The organism is Streptomyces sp. NPDC042346 (assembly GCF_055581845.1).
In genome coordinates, this window is sequence record NZ_JBVJEH010000013.1 from 288,372 (window position 1) to 310,259 (window position 21,888).

The window sequence follows — 21,888 nt, forward strand, 5'->3', positions numbered from 1 at the left end:
ACCTTAATGTCGCCATAGAGTCAAAATAAAAGGGTCAACAGGCGGGCGAGCCTGTGGGGTGACGCAAAAAAGTTGACGTTAGGCCCCGGCGTGGGTACTGTTGTCGTATCGCAGCGAGGCCCCGGCCCCGCGGCAACGGGCCCACCCCTTGCGGGGCGTGCAGGGGCACCAACGCCCCTACGGTCCTACGTACGAAAACCCCGTGCCACGACGAAACGACGGTTGGTAGTGTCCCGGCTGCGGGGCGGCTCCGATACGTGCTTCCTTCTCACTCTTTGGAAAAGACTCCAGCGCGTTCACTTTCCGCCCCGCCTCCGAGAGCCTCACCTCCTGGTGCGCTGCGAACAGCCGGCGCCTCCGCTGCGCCCGTCGACCACGATGAGGTTGAACTTTCGGCGATGCCGAGCGGCTCTCAGGCACCCGCCCCTCCGGGGCGGGCACGCGACCCTTCCGCTCCGGCTCATGAAGACGAAGCCCTGCACGCCAGGGCCCTGTAGGCCCGGCAAGCGACCGGGACAGGGGGAGGACGATCATGACGACGACCATCACGACCACCACCGGAGCCCGCCGCGGCCTGGCCGCGACGCTCCTTGCCCGTCGTGGAGCCGTCTACCTGAACGAGTCCGCCCCGTTCCCGCCGACGTCGGCCCTCGGCTCCCTCGCCGGCATCACCCTGCTGGAAGCCGACCTCCTCGAGCGCGGCTTCCTGCTGTCGAGCGACCTGCGCCAGGTCCTCGTCCGCAACACCGACACCGAACTGGCCACCATCGGCCGCGTCCTGCTGGCCGACATCGACGCGGCGCTCGGCGCGGACCGCGACCACACGCCCCTGTTCCGCAGCTTCCCGGCCAGCACCCCCACCGACACCCTCGCCCTTTACGTCGACCGGGTGCTGTCCGTCCTCCTCCAGGCCCCCGAGCAGCCGTGCGTGCTGTGCGGCTCCAACGCCACCGTCCACCCGGTCGACCCGTGTGCGCACCTGGTCTGCACGTCCTGCTTCGACGGTGCCGACCTCTCGGCCTGCCCGATCTGCCAGCGCCCCATCGACGCGGACGACCCCTTCCTGCGCCCGCAGCACCACCGGCCCACCGCCGGTGCCCGCCGTGCCCTCCCGGACCGGCTGCGCATCCTCGCCCACGGCGGCGACCTCGCGGACCGTAAGGCCGACGCCACGGCCGAACTCACCGTCCTGCTCTCGCGCACCGGTGCCCTCAGTCCGCAGGACACCGACGACCTGGCCACTCTCCTGGACCACGCCGGTGACCGTACGGACCTGCAGTGGCTGCCCGAGACCATCCCCGGCCGTGAGACCAAGGCCCGCGTCCTGGCGTGGCTCCTCAACGAGCTGGCCCACTATCAGAGCGTGCTCCCGGCCGTGACCGCCCACATCACCACGGCCACCGACGTCCTGCGCCTGGAGGCCGTCCGCTCCGGCGGCGACGCCGGACTGGTCACCCCCACCCGCTTCACCGCCATCCCGCGCCCGCTGCGCCGCGCCCTCCTCCAGGCCCTCGACCGCCTCGACGTGACCCTGGTCGCGGAGGACATGCGCCGCCACGCCCAGGCGTGGAAGCACCTGGCCGAGCGGCTGCACCCCTTCGAGTACGCCACCCGCTACCCGCAGGTCGCGCTGGCCATCGCCGCCCTGCGCGAGACCACGCTCACCGGCGACGTTCTCTCCCGCACCCTGGAGGCGACTGCGCGCCGGGTACCGGCCGCCAGCACCAACCGCCCGAAGGTCGCTCTCGCCCTCTGGTCCTCCCAGGTGGAGACGGCCCTCGCCGAGGCCGACCTGCCCCGCGCGCTGACTCTGCTGGCCCAGAGGCCCGGCGAACTGCTGCGGCGTCTTGACCACGTCCTGCGCACCGCCGGAGACGACCACGCCCAGCGCGTCCTCGACGCTCTGGAGCAGGCATCGCCCCGCGTCGCACCGGCGGTCATCCTGTCGGCCCTCGGCGAGATCCGCACCCGGACCCGCAAGGGCACCAAGCGGGTCTTCTTCCCCAAGGGCGGCAACGCCAAGGCCCACATCGCCGCAGATGAGCGCGCCCCGCTCCCGGACGCCGTCGTCGACCGCGTCGTGTCTATCCTGACCGGCGAGATCCTGCGCCGTGCGGGCCGGCTGACCCCGGTGGACACCGCCGTCATCGACGCGGGCCTGCACGGCGTGATCGCACCGTTCGCCGAGCGGACCGCCTCGCGGGCGCTGGTCACCCTGCCGCGCGGCAGCGAACTGCCCCTGCCCGACGGGCGCACCGTCCGCCTCTTCCTCCACTGGATGGAGAGCGCCGACTCCGGCACCACCGACCTTGACCTGTCCGCAGCGATGTTCAGCGACACCTGGGACCACATCGGCACCTGCGACTACACCCGGCTCCGCTTCGCAGGGTCGGCGGCCGTTCATTCCGGCGACCTGCAGAGCGCCCCCGCCCCGCGGGGCGCCAGCGAGTTCATCGACCTCGACCTCGACCAGCTGGCCGCCGCCGGCGTGCGCTACCTCGTCACCGCAGTCTTCTCGTACAACAACGTGCCCTTCGACCACCTCGCCGAGGCCTTCGCCGGATTCATGGCCCGGGACGAGGACGGCAACACCGGAGCGGTCTACGACCCGCGCCAGGTCGAGCAGCGCTTCGACCTGACCGGGCAGGCCCGCGCCAGCGTCCCCCTGCTGATCGACGTCCAGGGCCGCACCATGCGCTGGCTCGACATCGTCCGGGGCGCCACCGGCACCCACCACGCCGTCCACCGGCACGCGCACGACCTCGCCGACCTCGGCGAGGGCCTGACCGGCCTGTTCACCTCCGGCGCCCGCATCGGACTCGGCGAACTCGCCACCTGGCAGGCAGCCGCACGGGCCACCAACGTCGTCGTCCGTCACCTCGACGGCTCCACCACCGCCTACCAGCGCCAGCCGGAGGAAACCACCGCGGACTTCGCCGCACGCATCGGCACTCCGCTCACCGACCGGCACGTCGACCTGGACGCCACCGAGGTGAACCTCGCCTACCTGCTGCGCGGCGACCTGCCCCTGGCCGCCGGCGGTGAGGCGTACGCCCTGCACCCGGCAGGACTCGACGCCCGCCAGGTGCGCCTGCTCGGCGCCTCCGATCTGGTCTCCGCTCTCATTCCGCGCTAGCGGCCAATCAGCACCAACGAGCCCTTGACGGCGCCCCGCCCCGCGCGGCGCCCTCAAGGGCCTTCGTGTACGGCCGCCGCCCGGTCACCGCGCCCGCGCCCGCGCCGGCCCGGCGGACGGAGGCGATCAAGCACACCCGTGTGGTGCACATGCCAGCTGCAGAAGAGCAGTGCGACCAGGCCGACCACCTCTCCGAGCAGAAGGAGCAGGACCAGGACCTGCGTAAGGGGGAGCGGCGCAGTCCCGCCGACGGCCGCGGCCAGCAGAAGCAAGGTGCACGCAGCTGTGGCAACGACGAGCACGCAAACGGTGAGGACGCCTCAGACGGTCATCGGGGTCCGTCCCGGCCGGCGTGCGCGCCCGCCGGCAGACGGCCGGTCCGTCACGTCCATGCGCCGGGATGCCCGGGCCGCCAGCCGCACGGAGGGCACCGACGGCGAGAGGGCGTGCATGGGGAAGTTCAACTCCCGCTCCGCGTACGGATCAGCCGCTGGGCTGCCGCACGTCCGATCCTTCCCAGGCCCATTCCGACGGCGGCGATGACGAGCACCCCGATCAACCGCTCCACGAGCAGATAGGTGCTGACCACGGGCTGCCACACCAGCGGCAACAGCAATGGGAGCACGCGTACCGGGTCCAGCCGGCGCCGCCCGAGCAGGCCCTGTTCCGGCGGGCGTGTGAACAAGGCGCCGCTGGGGCTGGTGCAGGTGATCGCCGCGCCCAGCAGCAACGGCAGCAGGAGGGTCAGCAACAGGTCGAGCACGGCGATCACCACAGGCGGTCTCCTCGGTTTCAGAGCTCTTGGACCGGACGGAACCGACCCGGCTCAGGCGAGCCTCGCCCCCAGGGCCTGTGGACAGAGGCCCCGCGGACCGACCACGACGCCACATGGCCCTGGCAGCAACGGCGAGGAGGAGGCCCGGCCTACGCCGAGGGGTACAGAGCGTTGGTGACGACGCGTACGCACGCGAGGGTGTCTTCCCGGTAGACGGACACCGGGGTCATCGGGTAGCCCGGCGACTCGTACAGTGGTGCGACTCCGGCGGCCGTGACCATGCGGGCCCGCCACCCGCGGTGGGCCTGGACAGCATGATCGATGTGATTCTGGTGCTCGATGAGGACGTACGCGGTCCGTTCGTCCGGCGCGCGGTCGAAACGCCCGGCGATGATGCAGCTGTTGCGCCCCAGCTGGGGGGAGTAGCCCGTCTGCCCGGGCACCTGCGCCTCCTCGAGGAGCCGGCGCAGCAGGCGGTCGGCCCGGCACTCGCAGAACTCGACCTGGCAGAGCTGCTCCTCGACCCACGCGAGGAGGGCACCGATGGCGGAGGAGATCTCGGCCACCTCTTCCTTCCCGCGTTCCATGAGGGGGTCGTCCGGACCGTCGGCCATGTCCAGCTCCGCCGCGGTCGCCAGGCTCTCCCGCCGCATGCCGGCCAGGGCCAGCCGCAGGCGGGCGAAACACGGCGGGGTGCCGCCGCCGGCGAACTCGGCGATCGGGCCCGCCGCGGACATGTCCCTCGCAGCGTGGCGGGCCTGTTCGGGGGTGGTGATAGGCATGCAGCCTCCTCGGCATGAGGGCGCACCGTGTCCGGGCGCCGAAGGAGACGGGCGGGCCTGTGACAGCCCGCCCGCCGGTCGATCAGGCCTCGCGCAGCGCGGAGACAAGCGCGCTGCTCAGAGCGCCGGGAATCTCGGAGACCTGGCTGATGTCCACCCGGTGAGCACCGGGCAGAACGTTCGAGCCTGGGTCCAGGCAGAACCACAGGACGTGCACTCCGGCGCGGATCAGGCGGCGCACAAGACGCTCGCCGCCCCTCCGCTCCTCCGGCTCCCAGTGGCCGTCGGACACGATGACCAGAACGCGGGCACCGTCGTGGCGGGCCAGGCCGAGGGCGCCGTCCAGCGCGTTGGTGGCCTCGGTGAAGCGGTGGTTGTTGTCGTTCGCGTGGAACTCGGTGACCTGGGAGGGCGGCTGCCCGGGCGAGACGATCGGCGTGACGGCCGTGCCGAAGGCGACGGTCGCGGCCCTCCCCGCGACTTCCCGGGTGCCGTGCGCGAACATCCAGGCCGTTGAAGCGATGATCGAGGTGTAGGCACGCATCGAGCCGGACACGTCGACGGCCACGCCGACGGCGACCGGCGGCTCCGGGGAAAGCGTGCGCTTCCTGGAACGGAAGGGGCGGACGGTCACCGGCATCCCCAGGCTGCGCTGCGCCGCTCCGAGCATGGCGTCCCGCCCGGACAGGCGGCCCGGCGGGAGCGCGGAGGCGACGCGGACACGGGCGGGCTCGCGGAACCGAGCCTTCGCCAGGGCGGTGCCCAGCCGACGGGCCGCTGCCCGCTCCACCGGTGTGGGCGCCCGGTGGCCGCTGACGGGATACCGCGGCCGCGCGCGGTGGGAGGACGGGGCGGGGGCGGGCGTGAAGACCCGGCGAGCCGCCTGCTGCGCGGCCTGCTGGGCGGACGCCTCGACCCGGCGTTCCTGCTGGCACCGGGCGGCTTCCTCCTCCGCTCGGCGCTCCTGCTCGGGATCGGGCAACGCTCCCGTGGAGATCTGGGCCTGCACCGAGGCAGCCACGGCCACGGCGGCGACGGCTGCCCCGATCATGTCGGAGCCGTCCGCGTCGTCCACAGTGGATCCGGCATGGGGCTCGCCCGACGCGCACCCGACGCCGGGAAGGTCGGCGTCGTCGTCCGCCCCGACGACCTCGACCCACCGGCGGGCGACATCCAGCAGACCGTGCTGGTCGCCGTCGTCGAGCGTCAGGACCTCCTGCCACAGGGCACGCAGGGCGGCGAGATCGCCAGGGCCGAGAGCGTCCTCAACGGCCGCGCTCACCGGCAGCACTTCGGTCTCGGTGAGCACACCCGCGTCCACCCGGCCCAGGATGAGGGCGGCGCCGGCCGCCGCCCTCCAGCGGTCGTACAACGAGGAGGCGCTGTCCTGGGCGGGCAACACGATGTTGCTCGCGCAGGCGCGCAGGAACACACGGTCCTGCGGGCGCTCCTGGAGGTGCCGGGCCTCGATCCGGGGCTCTTCGAGCAGTACGGCTGCGCGGATCACCGCCCGACCTGCCGACGTGTCCCACTCACCCCACCGGGTGCTGCGCGCGTGAGCGGCCTCGTGGGCGGACATCCCCACGATCACCGGATGCCGCAGCCTGCCCGAGATGCTGAGCGGGTCCACGTGGTCGGGATGGACCCCGTCCTTCAGGGCGACCGCCCCGTTGACGGTGACCTTGATCAGCCGCGGGTCGAACCACGCCGCGTCGGCCGTGGGCGCGCCGTCCCACACCATCGTGAGCAGGACGTCGTCGCGATCAGCGAGGGTGTTGATGATGGAGCCGAGCCGCCGGGCAAGGGCTTCCCGGGCGTCGGCGAGGTCTGCGTCGACTTCCTCGTGGTGAGCGGGGGACGCCGCCGGGACGCTCGTCACCGGCGCCCCGCAGGAACCCGGGTACCGAGGGACAGCGGAGCGTGGTCGCCGAACCTCTCCTTCATGGCGGCGGCGAACTCGCGGCGGTCCTGGGAGGGGCACTTGCGCAACAGCCCCGCGACGGCGAACTGCTGGCCGAACCGCCGGCTCGTCTCGGCGAAGGCCAGCGCGTCGCGCAGCTGCGGGATCCAGCCCTCGTACGTCTCCTGCCGCTTGCGGCTCTCCAGGTTCTTGGCCACGGTGATCAGGTCCACCGGAACGCCGAAGTCGGCGGCCAGGTCCCAGTCGGTGGTCACCTCGACGTGGTGATGGAACCGGCTCAGCAGGGCGTCGCTCAGGTGCGCGCCGGGTACCTCCGGGTTGCAGGCGCCGATGACGAACCAGTTGGGACCGACCTTGAGCGGGGGCAGTGCCGGGTTCTGGGTGACGTGCAGTTCACCGCGCCCGTCCATGAGCGCGTAGAGCACGGTCAGTTCCCGGGGATCGATCAGAGCGATCTCGTCGACCAGGAGCGGGACGTCGTTCTCGATGCTGCGGATGAGCGGGCCCGGAACCCACTCGAAGGCGTCCGTGGCCGGGTTCTGGACGAAGGTGCCGACGAAGTCCGCGACCTCGGTGCTGGCGGTGCCGACGATCGTCTCCAGGCCGGAGTGCTGCCCGGAGACGGCGTCCTGGACGAACGCGGCCTCACTCAAGGCGGTCTTGCCGGTGCCCGGCGGTCCGACGAGCAGGACGTGTTCGCGGTGGCTGCGGGCGTCGCGCAGGAACGCGAGGTCCTCCAGCCCGCCGAGCAGGCGCGGCTGGTACAGCTGCCCGTTCGGGCGGATCTGGGGGCCGATCGGCGGGAGCGCCGAGGACAGGGTGAGAGGGGGCGAGGCGGGCCTACGGGGCTGGGTGCGCTGGCGTGCGAGCTCTTCCAGCTTGTCGCGGCCGCGCTGGGCCATCTGGTTCGTGAACGGCGTGGACAAGGGACTCCTGTGTGGGGAAAGGACCGGGAGGGACGGGGCGGCGGTCTGCGCGGCTAGAAAGCCGATCCCGGGATGCGGGAGGCCTTGGGGAGCTCGGTGCCGGTCTGAGCGGCGTACTGGCCGAAGTGGCGTGCGATGGCGCGGGCGTTGTCCCTGGCGCTGTCGGCGCCGGTGAGCGAGGCGGGGACGTAGAAGACGGTGAACTCCCGGCTCGCCTCGTAGCCCTTGCGCTCCTTGTCGCGGGACTTCTTCACCACCTCCTTCAGCGCCTCCTCGGAGGTGATGCCCGCGCGCAGCAGTCCGATCTGGCCGTCCTGGCCGCGGCTTCCGTGCAGGCCGATCGCCAGTGGCTCGGGCCCGGTGACGACCATGAGGCGGTAGAACTTGTCGCTGCCGCCGCTGTCGTCGTGAAGTTCCCAGCCGAAGCCGAGGACGTCGTCGCTGGAAGTCAAATGAGGAACCCTCCATGCAGGTTAACGTTTTTGCGTCAATCGGGGCGTCAAGGTGCGCCACCCTCCGGGCGGCGGGGCTCGATGCACCCGACGCACGCAACAAATGTACCCTGAACGTCGACATGAGTCAACTTAAAAGGGTCAAGCTGGTGTCTGTCGGTTACCGCCTTCGCGGTCCCGGCCGCAGCGCCACACCCCACCCGTACACTCGGCACCTGAATTTCCAGAACCGGGGGAGCGCGCCACGATGAACACACCGCAGACTGCCGGCCTCGCAGAAGCCGATGCCCCGATCTACGCCGGGCTCGTCGAAGAACGCGGCGACGTCCTCGCCGAGACCCGTCGTACGGCGGAGCAGGCGCTGCGTGAGGCGAGCACGACGCTCGACTTCGGCTTGACCGTCGCCGACGCCGGCTGACGCCGCCATCGCGTCAAGGCGTCGCGGCATCGTCAACCCGGTCGCACTGCGGGGAGCGGCCAGAGAGACAGATCGCCTCGATCAGGCGCATCTGCGCGGAGGCCTTCTCATCCCACTCACACCGGCGCTCCTCGGCAACCCGGTTCAGGTCCCGGCCGACGGGGATGAACGGGGAGCCGGGGTGGCCCGGCCAGCGGTTCCTGCTGACCGGGTCGAAGTTCATGTTCCGGTAGGCCAGCCACGATTCCCGGTGGCGCGGACACATCCCCGCGGGCGGTCGAACCGAGTAGCGCTGATCGGGCGGGAAGAGGTCGTTGGTGCTCAGATGCCGGTTGCGGCGCCATGTGGCAGCGCCCCAGCTGTGCCACTCCTCCCTGATCTCCTCCGGAACCGGGACGTCCAGGTAGCGGTGCGGGGCGTCCGGGACGCGCGGGGACGGCGACGTCAACTGGCCTCCTTCATACGGGGAACGGGGAACGGGGAACGGGGGATGAGGGAGGGGCTGAGTCGTTCCTCCGCGGGCGGTCCCTGTCACGGCATCCGCCACGACAGGGACCCGGGGCACGAGGGGTGATCAGATGGCGGAGAGGCGCTGGAGCGTGCGGGCGTAGTCCTCGACGCGCGCCTTGGCGATCACGGAGCGGTCGGTCGTGCGCAGGACGAGCCCCTCCGGCCGGCCGCCAGCGCCTTCGTCCAGCGCGACGAGTGTGTCCGGCAGGCGTGTGTCGAGGAACTGCTGCATCCCGGACAGGTCGGTCGGGAGCTGCTCCGCCGGGATGCGGCCCAGACGCGGCGTCACCTCAATGCCGTTCTCCTCGGCGGTGAGGGCGAGATCGTCCTCGGAGAGGAACTGCTGACCACCGTTCTCGCGCCACGTGCTGATCATGGGGCGCGGAAGCTCCAGGACCGCGGCGTCCAGGACTGCGACGTCGAAGAGGCGGTAGCCCACCGCGCGGGTACCGGTGTACTGCCTGCTGGCCTTGCTGATCTTGTCTCCGAAGACCTCGAAGAAGTAGACGCGGATTCCGGTGGCGGGGGCCGTCAGCCGGTCCGCCACGGACCGCAGAGCGGGAACGGTCGGATCCTTCGGGTTGACGATGCGGTCGCCACGAGCGTGGAGGAGGTCCTCCCGGCTGCCGATCGCGTAGTCGCCCCCGGGCAGGACCACGACCCGGACGTTCGTGCCGTCCAGCTTCTCGGTGAGGACCACGTCGCCGTGGAAGAGCACCGTGCGGTCGAGCAACGTGCCCCGGTCGATCTCGTGGTACGTCGGGATCGGCGGGTACTTCGTCGCCGAGTTCAGAGCAGCGAGGTCCAGTGCGTCGAGCTTGATCAAGAAGTCCTCCGTAGGCCGGCTCTCTGCCCGGCATCGGCGAGCGAGGCGAGTGCCCCGCATGCTCAAAAATACGCACAAAGGTGAGTAGTGTCAAATTAAAAGAGTCAAGCCCGGGAGGGGGCGCTTCGTGACGCAATAAAGTTGACTTGCATCCCCGTATTGAGTACATTACATGTGTGACGAGTTCGGATCGTTGACCTGGAGGAAGAGCGTCATGAAGCCCCGGCTGAGCGCCTATACGCGGAACCGCGCCCACGCTGTCGCCACTCAGAACCTGCGTCGCTCGGGAGCGAGCGGGGTTCACGCGGCAGGCCCGAAGCGCCAGCGCACCCGCCGTGCGTCCGAGAAGGCGGCCATCCGCTTCTCGGCGACCGCCGGATGACCGCGAACTCACCCGCCTAGAACGCCACAGCCTCTGGAGTGACCGTGACCGCCACTACATCCACACCCCTTGCGGTGATCGTCACGAAGGCGAACGGGAACGTCACCCGGATCGGCCCCATCCCCACCCCGGACGTAGCCGAGGCGATCCACGCCTCGCTGTCGCGGCCCACCACCATTCCGGAACGGGCCGCGGCCACTGCCGAGGTGGCGCGCTTCGCCCCCGAGCAGCCGCACCTGCCTCTCCTGGACGCCGAGATCGAGACCGTGGTCGAGCTGATCGACCATCCCGAGCAGGGAGTCGAGGCCCCGTACCCCAACCTCTGGGACCGCCTCGTCGCTCAGCACGGACTCGAAACCGCCGACGCCCTCTTCAAGGCGGCGCTCACCGCTCGCCAGTCCTGCCGGAAGGTCACCCATGAGGACGCCGGCCCGGAGGCTGCTCGCGCCCAGGCCGACGCTCGCTTCGACCATGCCCTGCGGGAGCTGGTCACGGAGAACACCGGGCCGGGAGGTATCTCACCGGCCGCACTGGACGCCACGCTCGCCAACATCCGCCGCCTGGCCTACGCCTGGGCGCAGGAACGCCAGCACCCGGGCTCCGAAGCCTGACCCCGTCACGCGACGCCCGGGACCATCCACCTGACTAGGAGAAGCACCTGAACCCCCAACTCATTCACGAACTGCACCAGGCCGCGTTCTACCTCCCGCCCGACCCCGAGGCCCCCGGGGAAGCCGTACCTGTTGTCGCACTCGCCGGGGCGCGCATCGCCGGCTACATCACCGAAGACGGTGAGCTGTCCATCGACGTGAACTCCGAGGAAGCCCTCTCCCTGCTCCGTCGCGACGCAGACGGCCACCTCAAGGTCAATGTGCGTATCGACTCCCGCACCGCACAGACCTGGACGAGCGCCCGCACCTGACCTTCCGATGGCCGTCCCGCCCGGAGCCGGGGTCGGACTACCCGCGGTTGTTGACGTAGGGAACGAGGCCTGCGGCCGTGAGGCCCAGCCCGCGACCCTGGCGGAACTCCTCCAGCCTCTTACGGTCGGTGTAGCGATCCGCCGGCATCCCCGGCGGCGTTCGCACTCCGAGCTGGATCCCGTACAGACACAGGACGAACCCCGTGGAGAGAGCTGCGGAGATCCAGGCGGGGTTGAGCGGGGCGGCGATCCGCGAGAACACCTCCCCGTTGGGGCTTCGCAGCTCAAGCCGCTCATCGGGGAGCCGGTGAAGGGACCATCCCACCGCCGGGCGAAGCGCGGCGAAACCGAGGTTGAACCGCCCCATCCCCAGCTCGATCGCGGCCTCCGCTTGCTGCTCGCGATCCGGCTGCCCGGGGACCCGCACCACCAGGGCCCGCTCCGGCTCGAACAACGCCGCCGGCAGCTGGCCCGTCTGGCCTGGATCGAACGTCACCTCCCCGGAGGGGGTGACGCCGTCGGCGACCTGTCCGAGTTGGAGCGCGGGGTCGTCCCAGAACGCCACCCGCCCGTGGTCGTCGACCGTGCGGGCCACGGCGGCCGCATGGGAGGACAACGTGGCGTAGTCCACTGCCCGCCCGTCAACGTGAAAACGGCTCCGGCGCTGCTTCTTCGGCTTGAACCTGCCCACAAGGACTCCTGCTCGCGTAGATCGGCTCCCCGGACTGCCAGGCAGGCGGGCGGAGCACGGCGGCGCGGCTCTCCACGGCCGCATGCCGATCCTCGACCGAGGCATCTGTGGACAGAGGTCGCGCTCTGGAGCCCGCCCAGCGGGCGGAGGCGGAGCAGTGCCGACCAGCTGGGAGGGACCAGGACGCGCCTCACCGGGACGGCGGCGACGGCCGGCGGCCGTGCAGTTTCTGCCGGCGGAGGGCGGCGCGGCGTCTCAGGCGGCGGCGCAGAGCCGGGCCGCGCTGGTTTCTGACCTCAGTCACGGCCCACCGGCCCACGGGCGTCGGGCCTATGCCGCCTTCGCTGAGGGGGTCTGGCCCTGCTGTGCCTGCCGGACGCGCTGGACGAACATGCGGGTGACGGAGTTCAGCACACGGGGATCGACGGCGGGTCGGGTCTTTGTATTGAGGTTCACGACTCCTGTGACGGAACCCAGCCGGAACGTGATCGAGGCGCTGCAGTAGTTGTCCGTCAGGCAGTACGCGGCCGTGTACGCCGCATCGACGTCGGGAAGCTCCACCGGACCCGGCTTGGCACTTGCCATCTTGGACTTCAAGTCCGTGTAGTACCGGATGGCGTCGGTGGTGGACCGGAAGGAGTAGGCGCGCAGTCCGACGATGCCTTCGAGGTCGGGCGCGGCGAAGCCTTGTTGCACGCCGGCGAGGGTGGTGTCATCTGGACCCTCGGTACGCAGTTCGGAGCTTTTCTCCCAACCGGTCGGGATGTCGCTGGCGCCAGGCATGACGGCTTGGAACTCGGGCAACCCCAGAAACTCGGGGGCCTGAGCAGCGGGCGGGCTGCTCTTCTGCAGCGGACCGGGTTTCCTTTCACCGCTTCCGGATCCGCACCCGGCAAGCAGCAGGAGCACTCCGGCTAAGCAGAGTCCTCGGGCGGTGTTCTTGAAGCTCGGCATCGTTCCCCCTGGGCGGGCAGCAACCGATCCAGAAGATCATATTGAGCCCACGCTCCAGGACTGGTGTGGCTCCTCTTCGTCCACACAAGGCACGGCCGAGACGAGAGCCGCTCAAGCGGTTCGAAACACGACCTAGGTTCTGTCGTCAAATGTCACGCCCACATCAGGACTGATGCGAGGGTGACGGCTGCCTCGTAAGACTGGGCGGTTTTGTCGTAGCGGGTGGCGATACCGCGCCATTGCTTGAGGCGGTTGAAGCACCGTTCCACGACATTGCGGTGCTTGTAGATCTCGCGGTCGAAGGCCGGCGGGCGGCCTCCTCGGCTGCCTCGCCGGGCCCGGTTGCGGACCTGGTCGGCCCGCTCGGGAATCGTGTGGGCGATGCCCTTGCGGCGGAGCCAGGCGCGGATCGCCTTCGAGCTGTACCCCTTGTCACCCAGGACGTGATCGGGCCGGACCCGGGGCCGCCCCGGTCCGATCCGGGGCACCCGGATCGCCTCCATCACGGCGGTGAACCGGGTGCAGTCGTTGGTGTTGCCGCCCGTCACGACGAAAGCGAGCGGACGGCCCCGCCCGTCACAGGCCAGATGGATTTTGCTGGTCAGACCGCCTCGGGACCGGCCGAGGGCCGGGTCGCGGAGCCCCCTTTTCGGGCCCCGGCCGCATGCTGGTGAGCCCGGACGACGGTCGAGTCGACCGACACCAGCCACTCGACGTCGCCCGCCGCGTCCGCTTTCGCCTGGGCGGCCCGCAGCATCCGGTCGAACGTCCCGTCCGCCGCCCACCTGCGAAAACGCGTATGCAGCGTCGCCCACGGACCATAACGCTCGGGCACGTCCCGCCAGGCCGTTCCAGTCCGGAACTTCCACACGATCCCGTTCAGGACCCTGCGATCGTCCAGCCGCTTGCGTCCCCGCAACGACTCCGGCAGCAGCGGCCGGACGAACTCCCATTCGGCATCAGACAGTTCATGGCGACGTATCACGACACCATCATCCACCGACCGTGATCATTTGAAGACACTGCCTAGGCCCCTCGGCCTCCGGTGGGCCGGGCCAGGGGCTTGTCGATACCGAGACTGCCCCACGGGGCGCACGTTTCGTGCATCTCCAGCTCGGGGAACTGTTCGAACGCCAGCCGCACCTCCTCGCGGTTGAGCAAGCTGGGCATGTTCTTGGCGTCCGGGCAGTTTCCCCGGTGCAGCGTCGGATGCCCCTCCACCGCGCGCGAGGGCAAAACCTTCCACGACAGTTCCCGGCGCGCGACCTCCTGGCGCCGCTGCTCCTCGACCTGCTGCGCTTTGAGTTCTCGGATCGTCCGCTCGGTCTGGTCGAGCTGCCACCGGAGCCAGTCGCGCAGGGTCTCCTGTTTCTGTAGCCGGTCGGCTATCGGCATCTGCACGGCGGCTGCCCCCGCTCTCAGGCGGCGGCCGCGGGCCGGCCGAGGATGTCGGGGTGTGACTTCAGTGCGATACGGGCGTCGACGAGCGCCGGGCCGCGCTCGAGAGTGCCCCAGTGCGGATGGGTGGACACCTGGTCCGACAGGTCCCGGACGAGGGTGCGCAGGCGGGTGTCCTCGGCGATCTGCTCGGGGGTGTAGCCGGGGGAGGGCTCACGGCCCGGCTTGATGACCTCGCCCGTGTTGCCGTTCGTCTTGGGGCCCCAGCCGGCCATCGGTTCCACAGACCACGGCAGGGTCCGGCCCAGCGCCTCCAGTTCGGCGCGGGCCTGGTGGAGGCGGGCCTGGAGGGCGGTGAGGTCCGCAGGGAAGGCGAAGGCAGGGGTGTCGTTCTCGCTCACACGGTAAGCGTACTACTGTTCGATTTAAGCGGCGCGACCGCCGTCCCCAGCCGTGCGAGAGGTGCGGCAAGAGCGGCTGCGGAGAGTCCGGTCTCGTGGTCCCAGCTGTAGACGGTCCGGGCAGCTTCGCCGGCGGCGGCGAAGACCGCCGGCCCGCCCGTCCGGCCCGATTGCCCGTAGGCGACGGCTCCGTGTGTGAGGGCGCGGAGGGCGACCCTGCCGCGCGCGGCCCAGCCTCCCCAGACGTGATCGTGAGTGTCCCCGGCTATCTGCAACGCCAGTACGGCCGCCACCAACTCATCAGCCTGGGCTGCGAGAGCCGCGCTCTCGGCGGCCGTGTCTTTCCGGGTCTCCGCGTGGCGAGCGCGTCGCGCGGTCTCCAGGGAACCCAGGTGCAGGACCGCCACGGTGCCGGCGACCGTGATGCCTGTGGTGAGGAGAGAGATGTCCATGTCCATCGGGACATGATCCGCAATCGCAGGGTTCCCGCACGTGGTTTCCAGCCCGCACGCGCTCGCGGGGGCGCCGGCCGCCCGTGAAGTCTCGGCCGTTCGCGGCGGGGGTTTCCGCGCTCTCGCAGCGGTCACCCGTCTGGGTGTACTTCGCCCGCGCGCACACCTGCGCGGCGTGGCGCTGCAAGACGCTCGATGGAAGCCCAGTCAAAGGAGCCGCCCGTGAGCACCGTCGATCCGCAGGGCGTCATCAGGAAGTACGTGTGTGCCCCGGTGCTGGGTGCGGTCTACCCCCGAGAGCTCCCGCCCGAGCTGGCTCCCTGGTACTGCGCCACGAGGGACTCCGGTCACTGCATCGCGGTCGCGGTGCACAGCCTTGCGGGTGATCCGATCGACCCTGACGAGTGCCTGGTGGCGCTTTGCGTGAAGACGGTCCTCCGGATCGGATGGACGACCCGTGCCGGGTACGTCCTGTGCGATGTCGCGCACGGACCGAGCGGGGCCGGAGGGTGGGAGGACGGAGACGAGGAGTTTGACGGCCTGGGCGAGGAGTTCGAGCACCTCATCGACTGCTGACCCCAGCACCTCGGCTGGCCGGTCGGTCGCCGACCGACCGAGCCCGCTTGCGTGCATGTCGTCCGCCCCCTGACCCCCGCCGTTCACGGCGGGGGTTTCGTCTACTGCCGCCGTGGGGCCCCTGCCGAGGGCTGAGGCCGCTCATCCCTCGCACAACCGTCCTCACCGTTCGCGGCTGTCAGGTTTCCCTGACAGACTCTAGCCTGTCAGGGAAACCTGACAGCACGCGAGTTGGTGAGAGGGACACGATGGGCTTCACACACCGCGATGCCGAGTACAGCCCCGAGGGGCACGAGGGCTGGGTGGTCGCCGTGCTGCCGGACGGCACGGACGCGCCGCGCGACACCTGGGAAGAGGCCCTGGAGGCCGCCGAGAAGCACGACCTGTCCTGGGCCTGGAGCCTGAAGTGCGACGGCCGCGAGGGCCGCCCGCGCGCCGCCGGCATCCGCGCCACCTGCTACTGCGGCTGGAAGGGACCCAAGCGCGAAGCGCAGTTCGACGACCCCGACACGACCGACAGCATCGCGTGCGAGGACTGGTTCCACCACACCGAGGTGAGCATGGCGAAGGTGCTGCCGCCCCACGTGCGCAACGCCATCCAGACCGCCGAGGACGCCATCGCCGACCTGACGTTCCCGCAGGTGGACCTCCTCCGGCTCGACGAACACCGCCCCCTGGCCGCCATCGCCGCCGCCACCGAGCTGCGCGCCACGGCGGAGATCCTCCAGAGGACCGCCGTCCAGGCCGCAAGGAATGCCGGCTTCTCCTGGGAGGAGATCGCCCGCCCCCTGGAGACCACCCGCCAGTCCGCCCACGAACGCTTCAACAGGCAGTAACCCCGCCGCCCGTGAGTGGCTACTCTGACGCTCGGCCCCGGGTGCCGATTGGTCTCGCCCCGTTGCCTCCGTCCGGTCCCCTGCAACCCCACGCAGGGGACCGGACGCGCTCTCCAGCCCCTCGCCGGGCCCCTGCGCAGCGTCCGCCGTGGGAGGACCCTGGAGGTAGGACCCATCCGGAGGGCGTGATGGCGAAGGGACTCTTGCGCGAGGCCGCAGCCCTTCTGCGGCGGCGCGCGGGCGAGGCCGTGGCGGCGCCGGATGAGCGCTGGATGGTGGACCAGGACGAAGCCGGCGCCCTGGTCGTCTCCGCGTTCGTACCCGAGGACGTCGCCCTGGACGGCACGGTCAGCGGGGCGACCGTGTGCTGGTACGCCTACCCGGACAACCCCCAGCGCGCGGCCCACGCCCACGCCCTCGCAGCGGCATCGCACACGGCCGCGCTGGACCCGCAGACCGCAGTGGCGCTCGCCGTCTGGCTGGAGACCACAGCCGCGCTCCAGGAACGCGCGCAGGAGCTCGGGGCCGCCGAGGGAGCGGCCCCGCTCATCGAGCCGGCCACCCGCTTCGCCCGCTCCTACCTGCGCGCCCCGGAGCCATAGCGCCCCGGCCGGACAGGCGACCTTGGGGGTCGCGCACCCGTTCGTGCCCCGTCTCCAAGCCCCTGCCGCACGCGGCGGGGGTTTCGTCGTTCCCGCCCCCGCCCGGGTCACCCGTCCGGGTGTGTTTTGCCCTCGCGTACACGTACGCGACTTGTGAGGCACGCCCCCAACTCGCCCCGAAAAAAGGGCTATTGACATGAAACGGGATCTTTCGGCATCTTTCCGGCGTGGCCCTGCCGACGGGCCACGCCACCGTGAGATCGGAGTGAGTGATGCGCGAGACGTACGACGAGTCGGAGGCCGCGGGCCGACTGCGAGTGCCGGTCGCGGCGTGGCGCTGGGCCACCGCGACGGGCCTGGTCCCGCCTGCCGACGCCGGCCCGCGCCGGTGGTCGCGGGCAGCCGTGGAGGCGGCCGACGCGGAAGCGGTCCGCGCCGCCCTGCGCGGCCCGGCCGGAGCATCCTGGGCGGCCGACCGGCTCACCGAAGCACTGGGCGAGCCCCGACGCTTCCGCCCGCGCGTGACCCCGGCCGCCGTCGGCCATCTCGTCCGCGCGGGCCTGCTGACCTACCTCGGCGGCGAGCCCGCCTACCCGACGTCCATCCCGACCAGGTCCACGCCCTCGCCCGCCGCCGCGACCTGCCCGCCCTCCTCGACCGCCACGTCCCCCTCGGCCCCGACCAGGCCGCCCACCGACTCGGCGTACGCCGCACCGACTTCGACCAGGTGGTGCGTCTGGGCTGGATCGCCCCGGTCGGCTCGGTGGAGGTCGACTACAAGCGGCAGGGCGGCCTCACCACCATCCCCCTGTACTCCGCCGAGGACATCGCCCTCCTGCCCGTCACCCGCCCCACCGTCGACTGGCACGCCCTACGCACCCTCACCGCCGACCGCCGCTCACCCCTCGCCACGCTCACCCCCGACCCGCAAGGCGAGTACCGGCTGCTCCTGGCGAGGGTCGCGCGGATCGCCCGCGTCGGCCGGGCCGCGGTGGTCAACTGGCGCCGCCGACACCCCGACTTCCCCGCCCCAGTGGCCGGCACCGACGTCCACCCCGAGTTCGCCCTCCGCGACGTCGTCGCGTGGCTCCTCGACCACGACAAGATCGCCGTCCCCGCCGCCGTACCCGCCGCCACGCTCACCGTCGGGCCCTCCCTCGGCGCGGGGGCGCCCGAGCACCTCCGCATGGACGATCCCCTCCTGGAACTCACCGACGATCCGGAGGGCCAGGACCTCCTGTCCGGCTGGATGACCGACGCCGCCGCCGACACGCTCGCCCAACTCGCCGCCGAGACAGGGGCGTCCCTCCGCAAGCTCACCGCCCCGGCACCACCCCGCTCGCCGTCCCCGACGGCCTGGAGGTCATCGACCGATTCCGCGCCGGATCCGGAGGCCTGCGCGTCACCCTCGCCTGGCCCGCCCACCTGCGCGGTTCGGCCTCGCCGCGTCTCGCAGGCGGCGTCATCCGCCACGGCCTGCCCTACACCGCCCCCGGCACCTGGTGCCGGTGCGCCCGGCAGACCTGCGGCGGCATCATCCCCACCGCGTACTGCACCGACCACGGCACCGCCGTGGAGCCCGCCATGGAGTGGCACCCCGCCGACGGCATCCGCTGCACCGCACTCACACGCTGAGCGCGAGCCCGTCCAGGACCTGACGGACTATGTCACTCACCGAATCGGCTTAGCTACATAGGGCTACACTCCATGGGCGCTGCCGCCCGCTGTGCGTCATTGCAGGCACAGCGGGGGTGCACCTTTGGAAGGACATGGAGATGAGCGATTTCGGTGTGACGCTGTACAGCGAACCGGACTTCAAGGGCAAGAGTTGCTTCGTGCGGCCGGATGGCGAGACGTACTCGCTCGCGGCGACGGGCCTGGACAAGATCGCTTCGGTGAAGGTGAAGCAGGGCGGCGACGAGGACGCGCTCGCACCGGGCACCGTGATCTCCGTGCGTCTGTACCTGAAGAAGCCGGAGGCTGCCGTGGACGACGGTGGTGACGAGGGCACCGGCTTCACCGACTTCTCGAAGGACGCTGCTGACACCGGCAAGTGGGCCTCGGCCGGGTGGCTCCAGCCGCTGAGCTACGCGCCCAACGACGATTTCTTTGTCTTTGATGACGGCATGGAGGATGCCGGGCGGGAGATCCACGAGACCCTCCCGTCCTGACCACGCCATGACGGCATGAGAAGCCCCGGCCGGCCCCTGCGGCCCGGCCGGGGCTTCTGTCTGCCGTCACCCGATGAACACAGGACCGGACATCGCGCCGCATGGCACGAGACCACAGGGCCACGACCCGCATGCCACCCCGGCAATCGAGTGGCACCCCGCCGCCGGCCGGAACGCTCTCGGTCTCACCCTGCCCGTCCCGCTCGCCGCGAGGATTCAAGGCTGGGGGAGAGGGATCGGCGGGAGCCCCACCGGCCGTGACCGGGGACTCGGCGTGCCCAGCCCCGGCCGCTTCGCCTGGGCCGGGCGGTACGCCGCTGCCGGCGGTCTGCGCCGCCTGGGTGGGACCGGCCGCCACGGCCGGTTCCCCTGAAGCGGGCGAAGGCGAAGCAGCAGGGCCGTGCGCCAAGGCAGCGGCAGCATCCTGGGACGGCGCGCCGGCTGCCGGAGGCCTGGCATTGTCACTGCCCGCTACCGCCGGCTTGCCGGTCGTGGCTCGCCGGCGGCGAGAGCGCTCATGGTCTTCCGCAACTCCTCCCAGGCGGGAGGGGTGGACGGAACCCTGAACTCCGACTCGGCAAAGCGACTGATCACTACCTTGTCCCTCCGAAATCAGCGGTGCAGCTCCCGGCAGTGTCACCGGCATGGCGAATGCGCACACGGTGTTCACGCACACACGGTGAGAGAGCGGCTGAAAAGAAGCGGAAAGGCCGAGAAGGACCTGCGGTGCGCCCGGGAACGCGCCCCCGGGGCGATTCCGGTCACAGTCAAATCGCCTGTCAGGACGCGCGCTTCGTCAACGATCTAGGGTGTGCGCATGTCACGCAAAGGTACTGCAGCCCTCGTTGCCCTCCTGGGCGTCACCGTTCTCACCTCCTGCTCGTCGGGCAACTCCGAGGCGGACACCGACAAGCCGGTCACCAAGCAACTCAGCCAGGGCGAGATAGCGCAGGCGCTGCCGGGCACCGGAGACGTGATCTCGGGGTGGGAGCCCTACAAGGACAAGCGCGTGACGAAGGAGGCCAGCTACTGCACGGCTTCGGGCAGCACCGGCGCGCCCGAGGGCTGGGTACGGGGCGGCTCGGCCTGGTTCGTCTACAACGGTTCCACGAACGACATGATGGGCGTCTCGGTCTGCTTGTACGACACCGCGCAACACTCCAAGGCCGCTTACGCAGCTTGGAGGGGCAAGGAAGCCGACAAGGAGCAGGGCCTCGACAAGCCGGTGGGGGAGGAGTCCGTGCTCGTCACCAATCCCGGCCGTAGCGAAGACAGCCTGTCGGCCTTCAGCCGCTCGGGCAACATCAACATCAGGGTGAAGATCGACGGGACCGCCGGGGACAGCTCCGGCGCCCAGGACGTCCTCGCGGCCACGCTCAAGCGGCTGCAGCAGGTGCAGGACGGTGAGCGGGCCACGGCCACCGCGGCCGAGCAGGCCAAGCAGTAGATGGTCCTCGCTGTCAGAGGATGACGGGACGACCGACGCCACGATCGATTGGTGGTTGTCGGCACGTGCCGGGGGAGCGATCTAGAAGCCGGGGAGGGCTGCCTGGTCACCGGGTGGGCTTCCAATGCCGGGACGGCGGGGGCTGTCCCGGCGCGGCGCCGCAGCGCGACGGGTCGGGACCGAGACCGGCGGCTCGCCCTGCTCGTCGCTCTTCGAGCACGGACACCTGCACCACCACACACACGGTTCGCCGCCAGGCCGGGGCAGGAACTTGGCGACGTTACGCCCCATATGGTTGTGCACGATCTCGGTGTTGTCGCAGGCGTCCGGGCCGCCCTTCTGCCGGTGCATGCACCACTCACAGCGTCCGAACAGGCAGTTCCAGCAGGTACCCCGCTCGCAGAAGGACCAGCGCCAGAAACCGAAGGCGTAGCCGTCGTCGATCCGGCCAAGGAACGCCGGCCAGACGTGCCGGCGGACCCAGGCGCCCTCCCCCTCGCTCATCGGGGAGGGGTTGGGCACCGGGTCGACGAGACCGAGGTGGAGCATACGATGCCGGGCGAGGGACTGCACCGCCCGTACGAGCGCGCGATCCTCGGCGGACAGCCGACGCTGAGGGCGCCGGATCGGCTCGGTCACCGGGCGGCCTTCGGCGAAGCCGTCTCCGCGACGAGGGCGGCGTTGTCCATGTCGCTGGGGGTCTGCGGCGTTCCGCCGCCGTTGACCAGGAGATAGATCTCAGCTTCCTCGGCGACCGTGGCGACCTTGGCCATCGCGATGGACAGGTGCGCGCGGTTGGCGAACTTGAGCCGGGCCGGCTTGGTCAACCCGGAGATGCGGACGTACGGGCCGTCGGAGGTCTCCTCGACGGCGGTCACGTCGCCGGCCGGGAACCAGGTGGCAGGGACGGCCAGCTTGTCGTCGTACCACTCGTACGCGGTAGTGAGCCGCTGCTTGCCGTCGATGCACGCGTACATGGCCTCGCCGCGGTCCGTCGGGTCGTAGCCGTTGGCGTCCTTCCAGTCCGGCGTGGTGCGGTCGTTGAGGATCACCACACCGGTCGGCGTTCCCGTCAGCCAGGACCGGATGAGCGCGACGCGCTGGTTGAGCGTCCACACGTCACCGCGCTGATACTTCGGGTCCAGGTCGAGTCCGAAGGTGTTCCGGAAGCTGGTGGCGAGCTCGCGAGGTGAGCGGTCCGAGGTGCGCAAGTTGTGATGCTCGAGCGGGTGAGTGGTCTGACGCGTCATGGACGGCTCCCCGAGAGGGTCGTGAATCGGTGAGTGAGGGCCTTCAGGCTCGCAATCACT

The 21,888-nt window shown here is 70.7% G+C and carries 25 protein-coding genes; 10 read left to right on the forward strand and 15 right to left on the reverse strand.

The window, feature by feature from the left end; all coding sequences use genetic code 11:
* Nucleotides 1–532 precede the first annotated feature (532 nt).
* Nucleotides 533–3,136 carry an MXAN_6230/SCO0854 family RING domain-containing protein gene (locus ACZ6K0_RS38450; RefSeq protein WP_469578258.1) on the forward strand — a complete coding sequence of 868 codons (2,604 nt, stop codon included), beginning with the start codon at nucleotides 533–535 and terminating at the stop codon, nucleotides 3,134–3,136.
* 460 nt (nucleotides 3,137–3,596) lie between these two features.
* Here ACZ6K0_RS38450 and ACZ6K0_RS38455 read toward each other — a convergent pair whose 3' ends face one another.
* The 5 genes from ACZ6K0_RS38455 to ACZ6K0_RS38475 all read right to left on the reverse strand — a co-directional run bounded on the left by ACZ6K0_RS38455 (nucleotide 3,597) and on the right by ACZ6K0_RS38475 (nucleotide 7,992).
* Entirely contained in the window at nucleotides 3,597–3,911 is a 315-nt protein-coding gene (locus ACZ6K0_RS38455) for a hypothetical protein (RefSeq protein WP_469578261.1), read from the reverse strand.
* Between the two features lie 149 nt (nucleotides 3,912–4,060).
* The gene (locus tag ACZ6K0_RS38460; RefSeq protein WP_469578263.1) at nucleotides 4,061–4,693 is read right to left on the reverse strand and encodes a hypothetical protein; all 633 of its coding nucleotides are present in this window, start codon (nucleotides 4,691–4,693) and stop codon (nucleotides 4,061–4,063) included.
* Between the two features lie 82 nt (nucleotides 4,694–4,775).
* Nucleotides 4,776–6,572, reverse strand: coding sequence for a VWA domain-containing protein (locus tag ACZ6K0_RS38465; RefSeq protein WP_469578266.1), 1,797 nt, complete (start codon nucleotides 6,570–6,572; stop codon nucleotides 4,776–4,778).
* Nucleotides 6,569–7,540 (reverse strand): AAA family ATPase, encoded by a 972-nt coding sequence (locus ACZ6K0_RS38470; RefSeq protein WP_469578268.1) that lies wholly within the window; start codon nucleotides 7,538–7,540, stop codon nucleotides 6,569–6,571. The genes ACZ6K0_RS38465 and ACZ6K0_RS38470 overlap by 4 nt, the downstream gene beginning before the upstream one ends.
* 53 nt (nucleotides 7,541–7,593) lie before the next feature.
* Complete coding sequence (locus tag ACZ6K0_RS38475) at nucleotides 7,594–7,992, reverse strand: WGR domain-containing protein (RefSeq protein ID WP_469578271.1); 399 nt, start codon at nucleotides 7,990–7,992, stop codon at nucleotides 7,594–7,596.
* A 247-nt stretch (nucleotides 7,993–8,239) separates the two neighbouring features.
* Between ACZ6K0_RS38475 and ACZ6K0_RS38480 the strand changes: the two genes are divergently transcribed.
* Nucleotides 8,240–8,410 (forward strand): hypothetical protein, encoded by a 171-nt coding sequence (locus ACZ6K0_RS38480; RefSeq protein WP_469578274.1) that lies wholly within the window; start codon nucleotides 8,240–8,242, stop codon nucleotides 8,408–8,410.
* A 13-nt stretch (nucleotides 8,411–8,423) separates the two neighbouring features.
* On the opposite strand, the gene ACZ6K0_RS38485 is transcribed toward ACZ6K0_RS38480, so the two are convergent.
* A complete protein-coding gene (locus ACZ6K0_RS38485) occupies nucleotides 8,424–8,858 on the reverse strand; it encodes a hypothetical protein (protein ID WP_469578275.1) in 435 nt (144 codons plus the stop codon).
* Between the two features lie 126 nt (nucleotides 8,859–8,984).
* Nucleotides 8,985–9,746 (reverse strand): RNA ligase family protein, encoded by a 762-nt coding sequence (locus ACZ6K0_RS38490; protein ID WP_469578278.1) that lies wholly within the window; start codon nucleotides 9,744–9,746, stop codon nucleotides 8,985–8,987.
* A gap of 426 nt (nucleotides 9,747–10,172) precedes the next feature.
* On the opposite strand from ACZ6K0_RS38490, the gene ACZ6K0_RS38495 reads away from it, so the two are divergent.
* Nucleotides 10,173–10,739 (forward strand): hypothetical protein, encoded by a 567-nt coding sequence (locus tag ACZ6K0_RS38495; protein WP_469578281.1) that lies wholly within the window; start codon nucleotides 10,173–10,175, stop codon nucleotides 10,737–10,739.
* A 348-nt stretch (nucleotides 10,740–11,087) separates the two neighbouring features.
* Here the strand turns inward: ACZ6K0_RS38495 and ACZ6K0_RS38500 are convergent, their stop codons facing one another.
* From ACZ6K0_RS38500 to ACZ6K0_RS38525, 6 genes are all read right to left on the reverse strand, one after another.
* The gene (locus tag ACZ6K0_RS38500; RefSeq protein WP_469578283.1) at nucleotides 11,088–11,741 is read right to left on the reverse strand and encodes a hypothetical protein; all 654 of its coding nucleotides are present in this window, start codon (nucleotides 11,739–11,741) and stop codon (nucleotides 11,088–11,090) included.
* A gap of 330 nt (nucleotides 11,742–12,071) precedes the next feature.
* Nucleotides 12,072–12,695, reverse strand: coding sequence for a hypothetical protein (locus ACZ6K0_RS38505; protein WP_469578285.1), 624 nt, complete (start codon nucleotides 12,693–12,695; stop codon nucleotides 12,072–12,074).
* A gap of 152 nt (nucleotides 12,696–12,847) precedes the next feature.
* A protein-coding gene (locus ACZ6K0_RS38510) for an IS5 family transposase (RefSeq protein ID WP_468614507.1) occupies nucleotides 12,848–13,677 on the reverse strand; the annotation gives its coding sequence in 2 pieces (ribosomal slippage) (nucleotides 12,848–13,338 and nucleotides 13,338–13,677; 831 coding nt in all).
* Nucleotides 13,678–13,721: 44 nt separating this feature from the next.
* Nucleotides 13,722–14,090, reverse strand: a complete 369-nt coding sequence (locus tag ACZ6K0_RS38515; RefSeq protein WP_469578416.1) for a DUF6233 domain-containing protein — start codon at nucleotides 14,088–14,090, stop codon at nucleotides 13,722–13,724.
* Between the two features lie 23 nt (nucleotides 14,091–14,113).
* On the reverse strand, nucleotides 14,114–14,494 hold the full coding sequence (locus tag ACZ6K0_RS38520) for a hypothetical protein (RefSeq protein ID WP_469578287.1): 381 nt from the start codon (nucleotides 14,492–14,494) through the stop codon (nucleotides 14,114–14,116).
* A complete protein-coding gene (locus ACZ6K0_RS38525) occupies nucleotides 14,491–14,952 on the reverse strand; it encodes a hypothetical protein (RefSeq protein WP_469578290.1) in 462 nt (153 codons plus the stop codon). The genes ACZ6K0_RS38520 and ACZ6K0_RS38525 overlap by 4 nt, the downstream gene beginning before the upstream one ends.
* A gap of 216 nt (nucleotides 14,953–15,168) precedes the next feature.
* On the opposite strand from ACZ6K0_RS38525, the gene ACZ6K0_RS38530 reads away from it, so the two are divergent.
* From ACZ6K0_RS38530 to ACZ6K0_RS38560, 7 genes are all read left to right on the forward strand, one after another.
* Nucleotides 15,169–15,522 carry a hypothetical protein gene (locus tag ACZ6K0_RS38530; RefSeq protein ID WP_469578292.1) on the forward strand — a complete coding sequence of 118 codons (354 nt, stop codon included), beginning with the start codon at nucleotides 15,169–15,171 and terminating at the stop codon, nucleotides 15,520–15,522.
* Nucleotides 15,523–15,770: 248 nt separating this feature from the next.
* Complete coding sequence (locus ACZ6K0_RS38535; RefSeq protein WP_469578294.1) at nucleotides 15,771–16,358, forward strand: hypothetical protein; 588 nt, start codon at nucleotides 15,771–15,773, stop codon at nucleotides 16,356–16,358.
* 188 nt (nucleotides 16,359–16,546) lie between these two features.
* Nucleotides 16,547–16,960 (forward strand): hypothetical protein, encoded by a 414-nt coding sequence (locus tag ACZ6K0_RS38540; RefSeq protein WP_469578297.1) that lies wholly within the window; start codon nucleotides 16,547–16,549, stop codon nucleotides 16,958–16,960.
* 727 nt (nucleotides 16,961–17,687) lie between these two features.
* The gene (locus ACZ6K0_RS38545) at nucleotides 17,688–18,656 is read left to right on the forward strand and encodes a hypothetical protein (RefSeq protein ID WP_469578299.1); all 969 of its coding nucleotides are present in this window, start codon (nucleotides 17,688–17,690) and stop codon (nucleotides 18,654–18,656) included.
* A gap of 79 nt (nucleotides 18,657–18,735) precedes the next feature.
* Nucleotides 18,736–19,131, forward strand: coding sequence for a hypothetical protein (locus ACZ6K0_RS38550; protein ID WP_469578301.1), 396 nt, complete (start codon nucleotides 18,736–18,738; stop codon nucleotides 19,129–19,131).
* A 73-nt stretch (nucleotides 19,132–19,204) separates the two neighbouring features.
* Entirely contained in the window at nucleotides 19,205–19,504 is a 300-nt protein-coding gene (locus ACZ6K0_RS38555; RefSeq protein WP_469578302.1) for a hypothetical protein, read from the forward strand.
* A gap of 444 nt (nucleotides 19,505–19,948) precedes the next feature.
* Nucleotides 19,949–20,578, forward strand: coding sequence for a hypothetical protein (locus tag ACZ6K0_RS38560; RefSeq protein WP_469578305.1), 630 nt, complete (start codon nucleotides 19,949–19,951; stop codon nucleotides 20,576–20,578).
* A gap of 81 nt (nucleotides 20,579–20,659) precedes the next feature.
* On the opposite strand, the gene ACZ6K0_RS38565 is transcribed toward ACZ6K0_RS38560, so the two are convergent.
* Together ACZ6K0_RS38565 and ACZ6K0_RS38570 are read right to left on the reverse strand one after the other, a co-directional pair.
* Entirely contained in the window at nucleotides 20,660–21,217 is a 558-nt protein-coding gene (locus tag ACZ6K0_RS38565; RefSeq protein ID WP_469578306.1) for a DUF6248 family natural product biosynthesis protein, read from the reverse strand.
* On the reverse strand, nucleotides 21,214–21,789 hold the full coding sequence (locus ACZ6K0_RS38570; protein ID WP_469578308.1) for a DUF262 domain-containing protein: 576 nt from the start codon (nucleotides 21,787–21,789) through the stop codon (nucleotides 21,214–21,216). Before ACZ6K0_RS38570 ends, ACZ6K0_RS38565 begins: the two co-directional genes overlap by 4 nt.
* Nucleotides 21,790–21,888 lie beyond the last annotated feature (99 nt).

Excerpts from the sequence above, each read along its gene's own strand:
- ACZ6K0_RS38535 (WP_469578294.1), top strand. The coding sequence starts at position 15,771 with ATGGGCTTCACACACCGCGATGCCGAGTACAGCCCCGAGGGGCACGAG.
- ACZ6K0_RS38550 (WP_469578301.1), top strand. The coding sequence starts at position 18,736 with ATGAGCGATTTCGGTGTGACGCTGTACAGCGAACCGGACTTCAAGGGC.
- ACZ6K0_RS38460 (WP_469578263.1), bottom strand. The coding sequence starts at position 4,693 with ATGCCTATCACCACCCCCGAACAGGCCCGCCACGCTGCGAGGGACATG.
- ACZ6K0_RS38555 (WP_469578302.1), top strand. The coding sequence starts at position 19,205 with ATGAACACAGGACCGGACATCGCGCCGCATGGCACGAGACCACAGGGC.
- ACZ6K0_RS38480 (WP_469578274.1), top strand. The coding sequence starts at position 8,240 with ATGAACACACCGCAGACTGCCGGCCTCGCAGAAGCCGATGCCCCGATC.
- ACZ6K0_RS38450 (WP_469578258.1), top strand. The coding sequence starts at position 533 with ATGACGACGACCATCACGACCACCACCGGAGCCCGCCGCGGCCTGGCC.
- ACZ6K0_RS38540 (WP_469578297.1), top strand. The coding sequence starts at position 16,547 with ATGGCGAAGGGACTCTTGCGCGAGGCCGCAGCCCTTCTGCGGCGGCGC.
- ACZ6K0_RS38560 (WP_469578305.1), top strand. The coding sequence starts at position 19,949 with ATGTCACGCAAAGGTACTGCAGCCCTCGTTGCCCTCCTGGGCGTCACC.
- ACZ6K0_RS38515 (WP_469578416.1), bottom strand. The coding sequence starts at position 14,090 with ATGCCGATAGCCGACCGGCTACAGAAACAGGAGACCCTGCGCGACTGG.
- ACZ6K0_RS38505 (WP_469578285.1), bottom strand. The coding sequence starts at position 12,695 with ATGCCGAGCTTCAAGAACACCGCCCGAGGACTCTGCTTAGCCGGAGTG.
- ACZ6K0_RS38525 (WP_469578290.1), bottom strand. The coding sequence starts at position 14,952 with ATGGACATGGACATCTCTCTCCTCACCACAGGCATCACGGTCGCCGGC.